At 31.2% G+C, this 14,125-nt stretch carries 16 protein-coding genes; all 16 read right to left on the bottom strand.

Features of this window, described 5'->3' with window-relative positions; genetic code table 11:
• Nucleotides 1–12: 12 nt before the first annotated feature.
• The 16 genes from OWM07_RS05425 to infB all read right to left on the bottom strand — a co-directional run bounded on the left by OWM07_RS05425 (nt 13) and on the right by infB (nt 14,111).
• A complete protein-coding gene (locus OWM07_RS05425) occupies nt 13–693 on the bottom strand; it encodes a cytidylate kinase-like family protein (RefSeq protein WP_423302655.1) in 681 nt (226 codons plus the stop codon).
• Nucleotides 684–1,181, bottom strand: coding sequence for a 2-amino-4-hydroxy-6-hydroxymethyldihydropteridine diphosphokinase (gene folK, locus OWM07_RS05420; RefSeq protein ID WP_423302654.1), 498 nt, complete (start codon nt 1,179–1,181; stop codon nt 684–686). Before folK ends, OWM07_RS05425 begins: the two co-directional genes overlap by 10 nt.
• Nucleotides 1,174–1,878: a lysophospholipid acyltransferase family protein gene (locus tag OWM07_RS05415; RefSeq protein ID WP_423302653.1), complete on the bottom strand. Its 705-nt coding sequence runs from the start codon at nt 1,876–1,878 to the stop codon at nt 1,174–1,176. The genes folK and OWM07_RS05415 overlap by 8 nt, the downstream gene beginning before the upstream one ends.
• Nucleotides 1,878–3,233, bottom strand: a complete 1,356-nt coding sequence (locus OWM07_RS05410) for a dihydrolipoyl dehydrogenase family protein (RefSeq protein ID WP_423302652.1) — start codon at nt 3,231–3,233, stop codon at nt 1,878–1,880. Before OWM07_RS05410 ends, OWM07_RS05415 begins: the two co-directional genes overlap by 1 nt.
• Nucleotides 3,234–4,493 carry an adenosylhomocysteinase gene (gene ahcY, locus OWM07_RS05405; RefSeq protein ID WP_423302651.1) on the bottom strand — a complete coding sequence of 420 codons (1,260 nt, stop codon included), beginning with the start codon at nt 4,491–4,493 and terminating at the stop codon, nt 3,234–3,236.
• A 15-nt stretch (nt 4,494–4,508) separates the two neighbouring features.
• Nucleotides 4,509–5,663: a methionine adenosyltransferase gene (gene metK / locus OWM07_RS05400; protein WP_423302650.1), complete on the bottom strand. Its 1,155-nt coding sequence runs from the start codon at nt 5,661–5,663 to the stop codon at nt 4,509–4,511.
• A 1-nt stretch (nt 5,664) separates the two neighbouring features.
• Nucleotides 5,665–5,904, bottom strand: a complete 240-nt coding sequence (locus OWM07_RS05395) for an HP1242/YdcH family protein (protein ID WP_423302649.1) — start codon at nt 5,902–5,904, stop codon at nt 5,665–5,667.
• Entirely contained in the window at nt 5,898–6,329 is a 432-nt protein-coding gene (gene rimI, locus OWM07_RS05390; protein ID WP_423302648.1) for a ribosomal protein S18-alanine N-acetyltransferase, read from the bottom strand. The genes OWM07_RS05395 and rimI overlap by 7 nt, the downstream gene beginning before the upstream one ends.
• Nucleotides 6,307–6,894: a tRNA (adenosine(37)-N6)-threonylcarbamoyltransferase complex dimerization subunit type 1 TsaB gene (tsaB, locus tag OWM07_RS05385; RefSeq protein WP_423302647.1), complete on the bottom strand. Its 588-nt coding sequence runs from the start codon at nt 6,892–6,894 to the stop codon at nt 6,307–6,309. Before tsaB ends, rimI begins: the two co-directional genes overlap by 23 nt.
• Before the next feature lie 27 nt (nt 6,895–6,921).
• Nucleotides 6,922–7,359: a dUTP diphosphatase gene (dut, locus tag OWM07_RS05380; RefSeq protein WP_423302646.1), complete on the bottom strand. Its 438-nt coding sequence runs from the start codon at nt 7,357–7,359 to the stop codon at nt 6,922–6,924.
• Nucleotides 7,360–7,383: 24 nt separating this feature from the next.
• Entirely contained in the window at nt 7,384–9,483 is a 2,100-nt protein-coding gene (pnp, locus tag OWM07_RS05375) for a polyribonucleotide nucleotidyltransferase (RefSeq protein ID WP_423302645.1), read from the bottom strand.
• Between the two features lie 3 nt (nt 9,484–9,486).
• Entirely contained in the window at nt 9,487–9,756 is a 270-nt protein-coding gene (rpsO, locus tag OWM07_RS05370) for a 30S ribosomal protein S15 (protein WP_423302644.1), read from the bottom strand.
• A gap of 63 nt (nt 9,757–9,819) precedes the next feature.
• Complete coding sequence (truB, locus tag OWM07_RS05365) at nt 9,820–10,716, bottom strand: tRNA pseudouridine(55) synthase TruB (RefSeq protein ID WP_423302643.1); 897 nt, start codon at nt 10,714–10,716, stop codon at nt 9,820–9,822.
• Complete coding sequence (gene rbfA, locus OWM07_RS05360) at nt 10,706–11,053, bottom strand: 30S ribosome-binding factor RbfA (protein WP_423302642.1); 348 nt, start codon at nt 11,051–11,053, stop codon at nt 10,706–10,708. Before rbfA ends, truB begins: the two co-directional genes overlap by 11 nt.
• Nucleotides 11,054–11,350, bottom strand: coding sequence for a DUF503 domain-containing protein (locus OWM07_RS05355; protein ID WP_423302641.1), 297 nt, complete (start codon nt 11,348–11,350; stop codon nt 11,054–11,056).
• A complete protein-coding gene (gene infB / locus OWM07_RS05350; RefSeq protein ID WP_423302640.1) occupies nt 11,343–14,111 on the bottom strand; it encodes a translation initiation factor IF-2 in 2,769 nt (922 codons plus the stop codon). Before infB ends, OWM07_RS05355 begins: the two co-directional genes overlap by 8 nt.
• Nucleotides 14,112–14,125: the final 14 nt, after the last annotated feature.

The raw sequence follows: 14,125 nt of genomic DNA, 5'->3' as shown, positions 1-14,125 counted from the left end.
AAATACGATTGATTATTCATCTTTGATGTAATTAATAATTAAAGAAACGACTTTATCAATTGAATTTTTAGACATGTTTATTAATAAGTGATAAAGCATTCTATTATCAATATCTTCATCATAATAATGACTAATAAAATTCTTTTTTCTTTTATCAATTTCTTTTATCTTTTCCTTAGCATCCATAATCGATATCTGCTCTCTATTAGCTACCCATTTTGCCCTATCTTCAAAATCTGCATAAAGCCTAAAATGATAAGCGTTTTTATAATTTCTCAATATACATTGTGAACCTCTGCCAAGAATTATTACATTATCCTCATCTGCTAGCTTTTTTATAACTCTTTCCACCATATTTTGAAAAATTTCACTATCCATTACATGATCCACAGTGAACTTCTCCTCAAAAAGATTACTTTCACTATTTTCCCAAGATTCGTGTTCAGCCTCTTCTACTTTTGCAAAAAGATCACTGAAAATATCCAAATCCAGATACTTCGATATAAAAGCCTTAAAATTCGAATGCATCTCCTCATCATATTTCTCTACAACCTCTTTTGGAACCCCTGTAAGTATAGCAATATATTCAATAATTTCTTTATTAACATATCTATAACCTAATTTTTTACTAATCCTTTCTGCAACATATTCCCCTGCACATCCATACTCTCTTGAAATTGTTATTACGGCCACCTTAAATCCCCCACTCTTTTAATATTTAAATCGTCAGTTAATTCATCTATAAAATATTTTACATTTTTTTTAAATATTGGATGTCTATAATCCTTAAAAACTTGGTACAAAGGATAGAGAACAAAACTTCTATTAACCATCTCAATGTGAGGCACACATAAATCTTTTGTCTTGATAACTAAACTATTAAAATCAATAATATCTATATCAATAACCCTTTCTCCCCATCTTTTTACCTTTTTACGCCCCATTTTCTCCTCAATATCTTTACAAGTGTGTAATAATAGTAAAGGTTCATAATTTGTAAATGCAATAACAATCATATTAAAATATTCACGCTGTCCATCTTTTAACAAAGACTCACTTTTATAAATAGAAGAAATGTTTTGAATTAAAACTTGTTTTTTTTCTAACAAACTGAGTGCAAAATATAGGTTTTTGACCCTGTCACCAACATTGCTACCTAAAGATAAAATAACCTTATTCATTTAGAGCGTTTTCAATATTTTCTCTTACTTCTTTCAGTAAAATATCTACTTTTTTACCTTTAGATGAGATAGGTTGCAAAATCTTTATCTTTATACTTTTAAAAGGGGTTATTCTACTGCTCCCTTTTTTTAATACATCATAAGTTCCAATTATTGCAAAAGGTAATATGTCAAGACCTGCCCTTTTTGCTAAAATAAATCCTCCATGCTTAAATTCTTGCAATTTACCATTAGTAGACCTTGTCCCTTCAGGAAACATTAAAATAGAATCCCCTTCTTTTAAAGCTTTAGATGCTGCAATTAGACTTTTTAAAGCTGCTGAAGGGTTTTCCCTATCCACAGGGATAAAATCCATTCTTTTTAAAACCCATCCAAAAAAGGGGATTTTAAATAACTCCTTTTTAGCCATAAAAACAACTTTGTCTTTTAATGCTATGAAAACTAAAAAAATATCAAAATAACTTAAATGGTTACCCATAAAAATATAATTTTTTGTAAAATCAACATTTTCTAAACCAGTAACTTCATATTTTGTAAAAGTTCCTTTTAAACACATTACACTCCAGTAGTATCCCAGTTTTCTATAAAAACTTCTATTATTTACCTTAATTCTCAAAATTTCGAAAGGTGCACCAATTATAATTATAATTGCAGTAGATAAAAATAACACAACCCAGCAGTAAATACTCCAGATCATCACTTCTCCATTATTGCTTCACTTAAGTCAGTTAAAATTGTAGCAAACAATGGATTATCAAAAATACACTCTTTCATTTTATTGACATCCATTTTTAACTGAATCATCAATCCAAACACATTTACTAATTCTGAAGCACCCTTTCCTAAAATATGAGCTCCAAGTATCTTCTTTGATTTATTATTAAAAATTACTTTAATCAACCCTTTCGAATAACCAAGTATAGCTGATTTTTCCATATCAGCATAACTGTATTTAACAACTTCATAATCAATATTTTTTTCAACAGCTTCTTTTTCCGTAAGCCCAATACACGCAATCTCTGGATCAGAAAAAATTAATTTTGGAATAATTACATTTTTATAACTTTTCTTAAAGCCAAGTATATTATCACATACTATCTCTGAAGACTTATAAGACCAGTTAACAAACATGTTAAAACCTGTTGCATCTCCAACAACATATATTTTTTTATTTGAAGTTTGTAAGTAGTTATTAAGTTTAATCTTTCCATTTTTATCAAGTTTTATTTTGGCTTTATCTACATTAAGTTTCTCTATATTTGGTTTACGCCCGATTGATACAAATATTTCATTCGTTTCAATCTGATCACCATTACAAAGGAAAATAATTGTTTTATTCCCTATTTTTTCAATTTTTTCAGGATAGCAATTTTTTAATACAGCTATTCCACCTTTTTTTAATCTCTCTTCAAATTTTTTTGCAATGTATTCATCAAAGTCTTTCAAAATTCTATCATCTTTTTCAATAATTATTACCTGAGAACCAAACCTTTTAAATATTGTAGCTATTTCAATTCCAATATATCCGCCACCTATAATCGCTATCTTTTCAGGAATTTCCTTCATATTTAAAAAATTTTCTAAAGTAAGAAAATTAATATTATTTACTGGGCTTAACTTAAGAGGTAGTGAACCAGTAGCAATTATTAAGTTATCAAAAAAATATTCTTTATCATCAGCTAAAATTGAACTTTCACTTGTAAAAACTGCTTCTGAGTGACATATCTCAATATTTGGATTTTGAGAAATTTCATTAATAAACAACTTAGAAAGTTTATTTCTTATACTATCAATTTGCTTCTTTAACGACTTAAAATCAATTTCTATATCTTTAGTATCAATTTTTAGAAACTGTTTAGTTTTATTTTTAAAAATATCATATAAATAACTGTAATATAAAGCAGAATTTGAAAGGACACTCCCCTTCATCAAATAATTTGCACCTATATTCGTATCAACAACTAGTACTTTCTTTCCAGCTTCAGCTAATCTTTTTGCAGATGCTATGCCTGCAGGGCCTGCACCAAGAACTATTATATCGTATTTATTCATTTATGTGCCAGTTTCCCAAGAAGAAAGGTATTCTATCTGCTCATCAGTCAATTTATCTATTGATATCCCCATTGTATCTAACTTTGTATAAGCTATTTCATCCTCAACTTCTTTTGGTAACACATAAACCTTATTTTCAAGTTCACCTTTATTTTTCAAAACATATTCTGAAGCAAGAGCTTGAGTTGCAAAACTCATATCCATCACATTTGCAGGATGCCCCTCTGCAGCACCCAAATTAACTAATCTTCCTTCAGCTAATAAATATAATTTTCTACCATCTTTTAATACATATTCATCAACAAAATTTCTGACATTTTTGTTTATTTCTGTGGCTAAACCTTCTAATGCTGGGATATCAATCTCTACATCAAAATGACCTGAATTACATATATAACACCCATTTTTCATTACTTCAAAATGTTCTTTTCTTAATACATGAATGTTTCCTGTTACAGTACATACGATATCTGCTTGCTTAACTGCTTCAATCATAGGCATTACCCGAAAACCATCCATTGCAGCTTCTAAAGCTCTAATTGGATTTACCTCTGTTACAATAACATTTGCACCCATACCTCTTGCTCTTTCAGCTAACCCTCTACCACACCAGCCATAACCAGCAACGACAAAAACTTTCCCTGCCAATAAGACATCAGTAGCCCTAATAATACCATCTAATGTTGACTGTCCTGTGCCATATCTATTATCAAACATAAATTTTGTCTGAACATCATTTACAGCGATCACAGGAAACTTTAAAACCCCATCTTTTTCCATAGCTTTAAGTCTTATAACTCCAGTTGTAGTCTCTTCCATACTACCCAGTATTTGATTATGCAGTTCTGGATAATTTTTCAATATCTCGCTTACTAAATCAGCACCATCGTCCATAGTTATATTTGGCGAATGCTCAATTGCACTTTTTATATGCTTATAATAAGTTGCATTATCTTCCCCTTTTATAGCAAAAACAGGAATTTGAAAGTCTCTAACTAAAGAGGCAGCTACATCATCCTGAGTAGATAAAGGGTTTGATGCACATAATACCACATCAGCGCCACCTGCTTTTAAAGTTCTTACTAAATTTGCTGTTTCTGCAGTTACATGTAAACAGCAGGACATTTTAATGCCATCTAAAGGTTTTTCCTTTTCAAATCTCTCTCTGATTTTTCTCAAAACAGGCATATCTTTATCAGCCCATAAAATCCTTTTTTTCCCTATATCTGCAAGATTAATATCCTTTATATCATAATTCATTATCCTACCCCTTATTTAAGCTCCAAGTTTCCCAGCTAAATCTTTTATTTCATCAACCTTATTAGTCTGCTCCCAGCTAAACTCTTTTCTACCAAAATGACCATATGCTGCAGTTTGTTTGTAAATTGGCCTTCTCAAATCAAGAGCTTCAATTATCCCCTTAGGTGTTAAATCAAATACCTGTTTGACAATTTTTTCTATCTCTTCATCAGGGATTATACCAGTGCCAAATGTATTAACCATAATTGACACAGGATAAGCAACACCGATTGCATAAGCTAATTGGATTTCACATCTTTTAGCTAAACCTGCTGCTACAATATTTTTAGCAACCCATCTAGCCGCATAAGCTGCACTTCTATCCACTTTTGATGGGTCTTTTCCACTGAAACAACCACCACCATGTCTACCTACACCGCCATAAGTATCAACAATAATTTTCCTACCGGTCAATCCACAATCACCCATCGGACCACCAATGACAAATCTACCTGTAGGATTTATATGATATGTCACACTTTCTTCATCGAGTAATTCTTTAGGAACAACAGGTTTTATAACTTTTTCTATTATATCCTCTTTTAAATCTTTTAACTTGATTTCAGGAGAATGCTGAGCAGAAACAACAATTGTATCTATTTTTACAGGTTTATAACCTTCATATTGAACTGTTACTTGTGACTTACCATCAGGTCTTAAATAATCAAGTATCCCTTTCTTCCTAACTTCACTAAGCTGTTTACAAATCTTGTGAGCAAGCATAATGGGTAGAGGCATAAGCTCCTCTGTTTCGTCACATGCAAAACCAAACATTAGCCCCTGATCTCCAGCACCACCAGTATCTACACCCATAGCAATATCTGGAGATTGCTTATCTATAGTTGTTATTACTGCACAAGTTTCATAATCAAACCCATATTTAGCTCTAGTGTAACCTATCTCTTTTATTGTTTCTCTAACAATACCTGGGATATCTACATAAGTTCTTGTTGTTATTTCACCTGCTACAACTGCAAGTCCAGTTGTTACAAGTGTTTCGCAAGCAACCCTGCTATATGGGTCATCTTTAAGCATTGCATCTAAAATTGCATCAGATATTTGATCGGCAACCTTATCTGGATGTCCTTCTGTAACAGATTCAGAAGTAAATACATATTTTTTTCTTTCCATATCAACTAACCCCTTTAGATTTTTTATACTCATTAATAATTTGATTCATTCTATCTTTGCCTCTTAATTTCGTTAATTTAATTTCTTTAATCTTTATCTCAACTTCGGGAGGAAAGTATTTCAAACTATAAAGAGCTTCTAAATCCTGCTCTAATCTTATATGCTCCTCAAATAACTTTTTAAATTCTTCGTTTGTTTCCAGCAATTCTTTAATAATATCATCATTGTTATTAGTTAACATACTTCACCCCTTATTAATTTCATTAACTTAGCATGCTTGTTAATGCCATAATAATTTTTACGAAAATCATACTCAACAAAACCAAAACTTGTGTATAATCTTATTGCCTTTTCATTATTTGATTCCACTTCAAGATAATAATACATAGCGTTGGTATTATTCAAGACAAAATTTAATAAATTTTTACCAATCCCCATACCTTGGTAATCTTTTTTCACTGCTATATTAGCTATTTCAACCTCCTCTTTAAAATCCCAGTAAATTATATACCCAACAACTTCTTTATTAACCTCATACACATAAAAATTAGAAAATTTATTATTTAACTCATTTCGAAAACTATCAATACTCCAAGGTCTTTCAAATACTTCTTCTTCAATTTTAACTACTGATTCCAAATCTTTATGTACAGCTTTTCTTATCAAAGTTAATCTCAGCCTGAGATTTTCTCATATAAAATGGATTATAATCTGTTACAAAATGTTCAAATTTTTTATGAAGATATGCATAAGTCAAAGGGATTTCCAATTTATCAACAAACATCAAATCTTGCGTGCTATTCAAATTTTCAACTCTATAGTCACTAAAATTATTTAGCCCAAAATTATATTCTCTAACAGCGTATTCTTTTAGTCTTAATTTTATACCAACTCTAAAACTATCTCTATTATAAAATTTATTTATAACTAATGCAGCTGCATCAAGTGTTGATATACCAAAAACCTTCTTTTTATTCCCTAATGCTAAACCTAATAAAGTAGAAACACCTATTCTAATCCCTGTAAATGAACCAGGTCCAGTTATTACAAAAAAATTATCAATATCTGAAATTGTTAAAGATAATTTTTTCAAAATAATATCAACAAAATCCAACAATTCTTCATTAAATTTATTACTTAACTCAGTTAATGAAAGATGTAATAAATATTCATTTTCGTATATAGCCAAAGACATTTTATTTGATGAGGAATCTAAAAATAACACTCTCATTATATATATTCTACAACAGGAAAAATTTTAGTCAACACCAGTTGAACCAAAACCACCATCACCTCTTTCCGACTGAGAAATATTATCCACAATATCAACATTCGCCTTTATATATTCTGCAATTACCATTTGAGCTATTCTATCACCACGCTTTATCATAAAATCTTCATCACCAAAATTGATCAAAATAACCTTTATTTCCCCTCGGTAATCAGAATCGATTGTACCAGGTGTATTTAAGACTGTTATTTTATGTTTTAAAGCTAAACCACTTCTTGGTCTTATTTGAGCCTCATAACCATCTGGTAATTCGATATAAACTCCTGTTGGCACAAGCTCAATGCATCCAGGCTTAATGACCGTATCTATTTTTGATCGCAAATCCATCCCACTTGAGCCGATAGATTGATAAGTGGGGACTAAGTCTGAATGTTCACATTTGATTTTTAGATTTATTTTCTTCATAATCAATAAAAAGGGGGGATACCCCTACAGTAAATTTTTCCTACTCAGCTTTATTCTTCCCTGCTCGTCTTTACCCAAATATTCGACCTCTAACATATCCCCTACTTTTACATGTTCCCTTATATTTTCTATTCTTTTATTGCTAAACTGAGAAATATGTAACAAACCTTCAACTCCAGGAAATAGCTCTACAAATGCACCATAATCAGCGACCCTTTTTACTTTTGCATTATAAATTTTCCCAACTGTTAATTCTTGAGTAACAGCCTCAATCATCTCTTTTGCTTTTTCTATTGAATCTTTGTTATTTCCAAATATATGCAATTCACCATTTTCTAAAATATCTATCTTAACTTCAGCTTTATCAATAATTGATTTAATAGTTTTTCCTGCAGGTCCAATCAGTAACCCTACTTTTTCAGGATTTATAAAAAATTTCTCAAATCTAGGTGCTCTTGGAGAAATCTCTTCCCTAGGTGCAGCTAAAACAGATTTCATTTTTTCAAGGATATAAAGTCTCCCTTCTTTTGCTTGAGCTAGAGCTTTTTCTAAAATTTCTCTCTTAAGCCCTTTTATCTTTATATCCATCTGTAAGGCTGTAATTCCTGTTTCCGTTCCAGCGACTTTAAAATCCATATCACCAAGGTGATCTTCAATACCCATAATATCACTTAAAATCACATAGTTATCTTCTTCATATATTAAACCCATTGCAATACCAGCTACAACATCCTTAATAGGAACCCCAGCATCCATCAAAGCAAGTGAACCACCACAAACAGTTGCCATAGAAGATGAACCATTAGATTCTAAAATTTCAGAAACAATTCTAATAGTATATGGAAATTCGTCCTCATCAGGTAACATGGAAGCTAACGCCCTTTCAGCTAAAAAACCATGCCCAATTTCTCTTCTTCCAGGAGCTCTTAAAAAACCAACCTCTCCAACAGAAAAAGGTGGAAAATTATAATGTAACATAAACCTCTTATAAGTCTCACCTTCTAAATCATCAAGAAGCTGACTATCAAACTTAGTACCTAAAGTAACTGTAACTAAAGCTTGTGTTTCACCTCTTGTAAATAAAGCTGATCCATGAGCACAAGGTAATAGATCAACTTCTATATCAATAGGTCTAATTTCTGTATAGCCTCTACCATCAACTCTTTTACCTGAATTTAAAGTTATTTCTCTAAAAACTTTCTTTTCAACTTCTTGGTAAAGTTCTTCATAATATGTTTTATTCTCTTCAAAACTATCGCCTAACTCATTTTTGAGCTCTTCAAAAAAATCCTCTTTTACCTTATCAATTGCAGTATATTTTTCCAATTTTCCAGGGATTAGAACAGCTTCTTTTAACTTTTCACTTAATTTATTATACGCACTTTCAAGATCTTCTTTAGTCACAGAGAAATCTTTATATTCAAATTTTTCCTTACCAATTTCATCTCTCATTCTCTTTTGAATTTCAACAAGCTTTTTTATAGCCTCATGTCCAAACTCTAACGCATTAACGACATCTTCTTCACTGCAATTTTTCATCCCTGCTTCAACCATTACAATTGAATCTTCAGTACCAGCAACTACTATATTCATTTCTAATTCTTCAATTTCTGAAGCTGGTGGGTTAATTACAAACTCCCCATTTAATTTCCCAACTCTAACAGCACCAACAGGCCCATCAAAAGGGATATCAGAAATCATCAAAGCAGCACTAGCTGCATTTAATGCTAATATATCAGTAGCATTCACTTGATCACTGGAAACAACAGTAGCAATTATTTGTGTCTCGTTTCTAAAACCATCAGGGAATAGAGGTCTTATAGGTCTGTCAATAAGCCTTGAAATAAGAGTTTCTCTATCGCTTGGTTTCCCTTCCCTTTTAATAAAGCCACCAGGTATTTTCCCAACTGCATAAAATTTTTCAATATAATTAACAGTTAATGGAAAAAAATCTGTATTATCTGAAGCTTCCTTATCAGCAACAGCAGTCACTAAAACAACCGAACCACCTTGCTTTATCCAAATACTACCGTTTGCTTGTTTTGCTTTCCATCCTGTTTCAAAAATAATAGGTTCACTATTTTCGGTAAGTTTTACTTCATAAGTATAGATGTTTTTTTCCATAGATTACTTCCTCAATCCAAGAGCCTCAATCAGATTTTTATATCTATTAAAGTCTTTCTTTCTTAAATAGTCAAGAAGCTTCCTTCTTTGACCAACAAGCATCAACAATCCTCTTCTTGAATGATGATCCTTTGGATGTTGTTTAAAATGTTCTGTCAAATTATTGATTCTTTCTGTTAATAATGCAACCTGCACCTCTGGTGAACCAGTATCACCTTCATGCCTTTTAAACTTCTCAATGATTTCTTTCTTTTTTACTGCATCTAAAGCCATTACACACCTCCATTATTCAAACCTTGTAATTATATAAATATTTTAAAAAAACTCAACTAATATTTACAAAACATGTTCAACCTTTAGTGGATAAATAGAGCCTTCTAATTTTTTAGCAATGGCAAAAATATTACCTTTAACATCACTTAAAAAGTAATAATTGTATTCAGATGACAGAGGAAACTTTAAATACATACCTCTTTTTAATTTACCTCCATTTTTTGCCAACTTTAAAAACTCATCTTTAACAACTGCAACTGGGAACTTTAGCACATCTTCAATTTTTAACAAAAAAGAATAATCTTTACTTTTAAACATTTTTTCAATTTCATCCAATTTATAAGCATTTTTTATATTAAAAATTCCACTTTTAGTTCTAAGTAAATTTGTCATAGTTGCATAGCAACCAAGTTTTATGCCAAGTTCATTTATGAAGCTTCTAACATAAGTCCCTTTTGAACAAAGTATTTTAATTATACACATTGGATAGTTAAGATCCAAAATCTCCACTTTATAAATAGTTGAAACCCTTTTCCCAGCATCAAAATCTTTATCACTTCTTGCAAGTTTATATGCTCTTTCACCATTAATTTTAACAGCAGAATATTTAGGTATAGGTAACTCAATATCTCCTGTCATCTCATCTAAAACCTTTTGTACCATTGCCAGATCTACTACTTGTTCTATATTTTTATTTATTATTGTGCCAGTGATATCAAAAGTATCTGTTTGAATCCCAAATTTTAATTCAGCAATATATTCCTTTTCATTTTCATCTAAATATTTTATAAATTTTGTAGCTTTATTTAAACAAACTGGTAAGACACCTTCAGCTAAAGGATCCAAAGTACCTGTATGCCCACACTTTTTAACTTTTAAAATCTTACGCAGTCTATCAACGGCGTTAAATGAAGAAACCCCTATTTCTTTATGTAAAACAACAAAACCATTAAAATTCATGAAGCTTTTTAATGATACCTTCTATTTTTAATGCTTCATCGATTGTATCATCAATATAAAACTCAAAAGAAGGGATCTTTTTTAATCTTAAATTTCTTTTTATATTTTCCCTTAAAAAACCTTTACTTCTATTTAGTCCCTTTAAAATTTCCTGTAAATCCATATCTAAATCATAAGATCTGAAATAAATTTTTGCCAGACTTAAATCATTAGTAACCCTAACCGCAGTAATAATAACAGTTTTTACCAATGGATCTTTAGCTTCATAGATAATAAGTTTTGATAACTCTTCTCTTAATAATTCAGAAACCCTTTTTGCTCTTTGCCCTTTTTCCATTTATAAAATTTCCTCACTTATACTTAATATGTTTATTGTAGTAAAGTTTTCAAAGAAGTTTATAACTTTTTGAAGAATTTCATCTACAAAAATTCTACTATCCGAAACAGTAACTACAGCTAACACACTCCTATTCCAAATATCTTTCTCTCCAATTTCAGAGATTGAAACATTAAATTTATTTTTAATTTTAGTTTTTAAACTGTTTAACACTCTCCTTTTTTCTTTCAAAGAGAATGCGTCAGGTATCTCTATCTCAAAAATTAATGAACCTATTATACAGCTGTTTTTACTCATTTGGATTATTCACATCATCAAGTGTTCTTTTTTCTTCAACTAACTCATAAACCTCTAAAATATCACCCTCTTTAATATCATTATATCTATCAATAGTAAGTCCACATTCATAACCAGCAACTACTTCTTTCACATCATCTTGAAATCGTTTTAAAGTACCGATTTTGCCATCATAAACAACAACATTATCCCTTAAAACTCTAACATTTGAATTACGCATAACTTTACCTTCTAAGACATAACAACCAGCAACACGACCAACTTTAGAGATATTAAATACTTTCCTGATTTCTACCTTACCAATAACATTCTCTTTTGTCTCAGGGGTAAGCATACCTTCAATAGCCTTTTTAACATCTTCAATAGCATCATAAATTACAGAATAAAGTCTAATATCAATTTTCTCCCTTTCAGCAGCAGCCTTTGCTTTATTATCAGGTCGCACATTAAAGCCTATAATTATCGCATTTGAAGCAGCTGCCAATAAAACATCAGATTCACTAATAGCACCAACACCATCATGTATAACTTGAACTTTAACTTCAGGATTTGATAGTTTTTGTAAAGAAGTTTTTAATGCTTCTACCGAACCTTGGACATCAGCTTTTATTATAATATTTAGTTCCTGTAATTCCCCTTCTTGAATTTTAGTGAATATATCGTTTAAACTAACTTTACTTTTTTCAAGCAACTCTTGTTCTTTCTTTTTCTCTCTGCGCATATCTGCAATCTGTTTTGCTAGCTTTTCATTTGGCAACACAATAAGTTTTTCACCAGCTTCAGGCACTTCAGAAAAACCCATAATTTCCACAGGTATAGAAGGTCCAGCTTCTTTAACAGTTCTTCCCATAAAGTTAAACATAGATCTTACCTTGCCATATTGCGCACCAACTACAAAAACATCACCCTTTTTAAGAGTTCCATTCTGGACTATAACTGTTGCTACAGCACCTCTGTGTTTATCAAGTTTTGACTCTATCACTACACATTCTGCAGGTCTCTTAGGGTTTGCCTTCAACTCTAACATTTCTGCTTCAAGTAAAACCCTTTCTAATAGCTCATCTATTCCCTGACCCGTTTTAGCTGAAACCTCTTGGAACTGGTAACTTCCTCCCCACTCTTCAGGGATTATACCCAGCTCAGCTAATTGTGATTTTACATGATCTGGATTTGCATTTGGTTTATCAATTTTATTTATAGCAACAACTATAGGAACACCTGCTGCTTTAGAGTGATCTATAGCTTCTTTTGTTTGAGGCATAACCCCATCATCTGCAGCAACAACTAAAATTACAATATCAGTAACCTTAGCTCCCCTTGCTCTTAAAGTTGTAAAAGCCTCATGACCAGGGGTATCTAGGAAAACTATCTTACCTTGATCTAAATCAACTTCGTATGCACCTATATGCTGAGTGATCCCACCAGCCTCTTTCTCAGCAACTTTTGTCCTTCTAATCCTATCAAGCAAGGATGTTTTTCCATGGTCAACATGCCCCATAACTGTTACTATAGGAGGTCTTGGTTTTAATTCCTCTGGTTTATCCTCATACTTTGGAATTAAGTCATCTTCAGTTATAACTTTTACTTCGACCTCAATATCATATTCTGCTCCCAGTAATTGAGCAGTCTCTGCATCTATTGATTGGTTTATATTTGCCATCACACCCATTTCAAACAATTTTTTAACTATCTCATTTGCTTTTATACCCATCAGTCTTGCTAACTCAGTTATTGCAACATTTTCAGCAATTTCAATTTTAGATGGTCTAACAGGCTGTTTTACAGTTTGTTTTTCTTCCTGTTTAACTTCTTTTTTTACTTCATCTTTTTTCTCATCACTTTCTAAATCAATAGCTTCTTCTATTGAAGAATCTGACTTTATAATCTCCTCTTCAAGCTCTAATTCATCAAAACCTTCTAAAATATCTTTTTTAATATTTTTAGTTTTAGCGCCTTTTTTAGCTTTAGGTTTTTTTGCCTCTTTTACTTCAATCAACTCATCTTTATCTTTCTTTTTCCTTTTAGATTCCTTATCTATTCTTAATTCTTTTGTAACTTCTTGTTTAGTTTCTTCAACTTTTATATCCTTAGAAACATATTTCTTTTCTTCTCTTTCTTCAGTTTTTTTACCTTCAAAACGCTTTTGCTGATCTTTTTTTGCAGTTTTTTGTTTTTCTACCTTTTTATCATCCTTTCTAGCAAATCTTCTACCTTTTCTTTCATCTCTTTTTTCACCTGTTTTTTCTTCTTTTTCTGATTGCTCACTTTCAGTTTTTTTGACTAAATTTTTATCTGCTGTCTCAATTTTAGCTGCTATTAAAGGTTGTTTTTCTTGTTCAGACTTTGTAAGTTCAATTTCTTCCTTGCCTGTTTGCTGGATTGTTTCCTTTACTTTCTCTTTTTCTTCCTCTTTTTTCTTTCTTAATTCATCTACTTTCTTTAAGCTTTTCTCTAATTCTAACTTCTTTTTGAGTAATTCCTCTTTTGATAATCTTTTCTTCTCAGCAGCCTTTTCCTCTTTTAAAACAACTTCTTTTGGTTTGGGGTGTCTTTTCCTTCTTTCAATCGCTTTTTTTAAAAACTCCTGCCTTTTTTCTATCTGCAACTTTTTTGGATCTAACCCCAGTTTAGAAACCAGTTTATCATCAAGAACACTTAAGTCTTCAGGGATATCTTCACCACTATCTTTTAGTCTATGAATTACCTCTTCAGTGGAAACCCCAAGTTTTTCTGCAATCTCTGCTATTTTAAACTTTGCCATATAAAACACCCCTT

It is taken from the genome of Deferribacter thermophilus (assembly GCF_049472675.1).
Lineage (GTDB): Bacteria > Chrysiogenota > Deferribacteres > Deferribacterales > Deferribacteraceae > Deferribacter > Deferribacter thermophilus.
Note: the sequence above shows the minus strand (reverse complement) of the source record. Positions and strands in the feature narration are given on the sequence as shown.

Excerpts from the sequence above, each read along its gene's own strand:
- folK (WP_423302654.1), bottom strand. The coding sequence starts at position 1,181 with ATGAATAAGGTTATTTTATCTTTAGGTAGCAATGTTGGTGACAGGGTC.
- OWM07_RS05415 (WP_423302653.1), bottom strand. The coding sequence starts at position 1,878 with ATGATCTGGAGTATTTACTGCTGGGTTGTGTTATTTTTATCTACTGCA.
- OWM07_RS05410 (WP_423302652.1), bottom strand. The coding sequence starts at position 3,233 with ATGAATAAATACGATATAATAGTTCTTGGTGCAGGCCCTGCAGGCATA.
- ahcY (WP_423302651.1), bottom strand. The coding sequence starts at position 4,493 with ATGAATTATGATATAAAGGATATTAATCTTGCAGATATAGGGAAAAAA.
- metK (WP_423302650.1), bottom strand. The coding sequence starts at position 5,663 with ATGGAAAGAAAAAAATATGTATTTACTTCTGAATCTGTTACAGAAGGA.
- OWM07_RS05395 (WP_423302649.1), bottom strand. The coding sequence starts at position 5,904 with ATGTTAACTAATAACAATGATGATATTATTAAAGAATTGCTGGAAACA.
- tsaB (WP_423302647.1), bottom strand. The coding sequence starts at position 6,894 with ATGAGAGTGTTATTTTTAGATTCCTCATCAAATAAAATGTCTTTGGCT.
- dut (WP_423302646.1), bottom strand. The coding sequence starts at position 7,359 with ATGAAGAAAATAAATCTAAAAATCAAATGTGAACATTCAGACTTAGTC.
- pnp (WP_423302645.1), bottom strand. The coding sequence starts at position 9,483 with ATGGAAAAAAACATCTATACTTATGAAGTAAAACTTACCGAAAATAGT.
- rpsO (WP_423302644.1), bottom strand. The coding sequence starts at position 9,756 with ATGGCTTTAGATGCAGTAAAAAAGAAAGAAATCATTGAGAAGTTTAAA.
- truB (WP_423302643.1), bottom strand. The coding sequence starts at position 10,716 with ATGAATTTTAATGGTTTTGTTGTTTTACATAAAGAAATAGGGGTTTCT.
- rbfA (WP_423302642.1), bottom strand. The coding sequence starts at position 11,053 with ATGGAAAAAGGGCAAAGAGCAAAAAGGGTTTCTGAATTATTAAGAGAA.
- OWM07_RS05355 (WP_423302641.1), bottom strand. The coding sequence starts at position 11,350 with ATGAGTAAAAACAGCTGTATAATAGGTTCATTAATTTTTGAGATAGAG.
- infB (WP_423302640.1), bottom strand. The coding sequence starts at position 14,111 with ATGGCAAAGTTTAAAATAGCAGAGATTGCAGAAAAACTTGGGGTTTCC.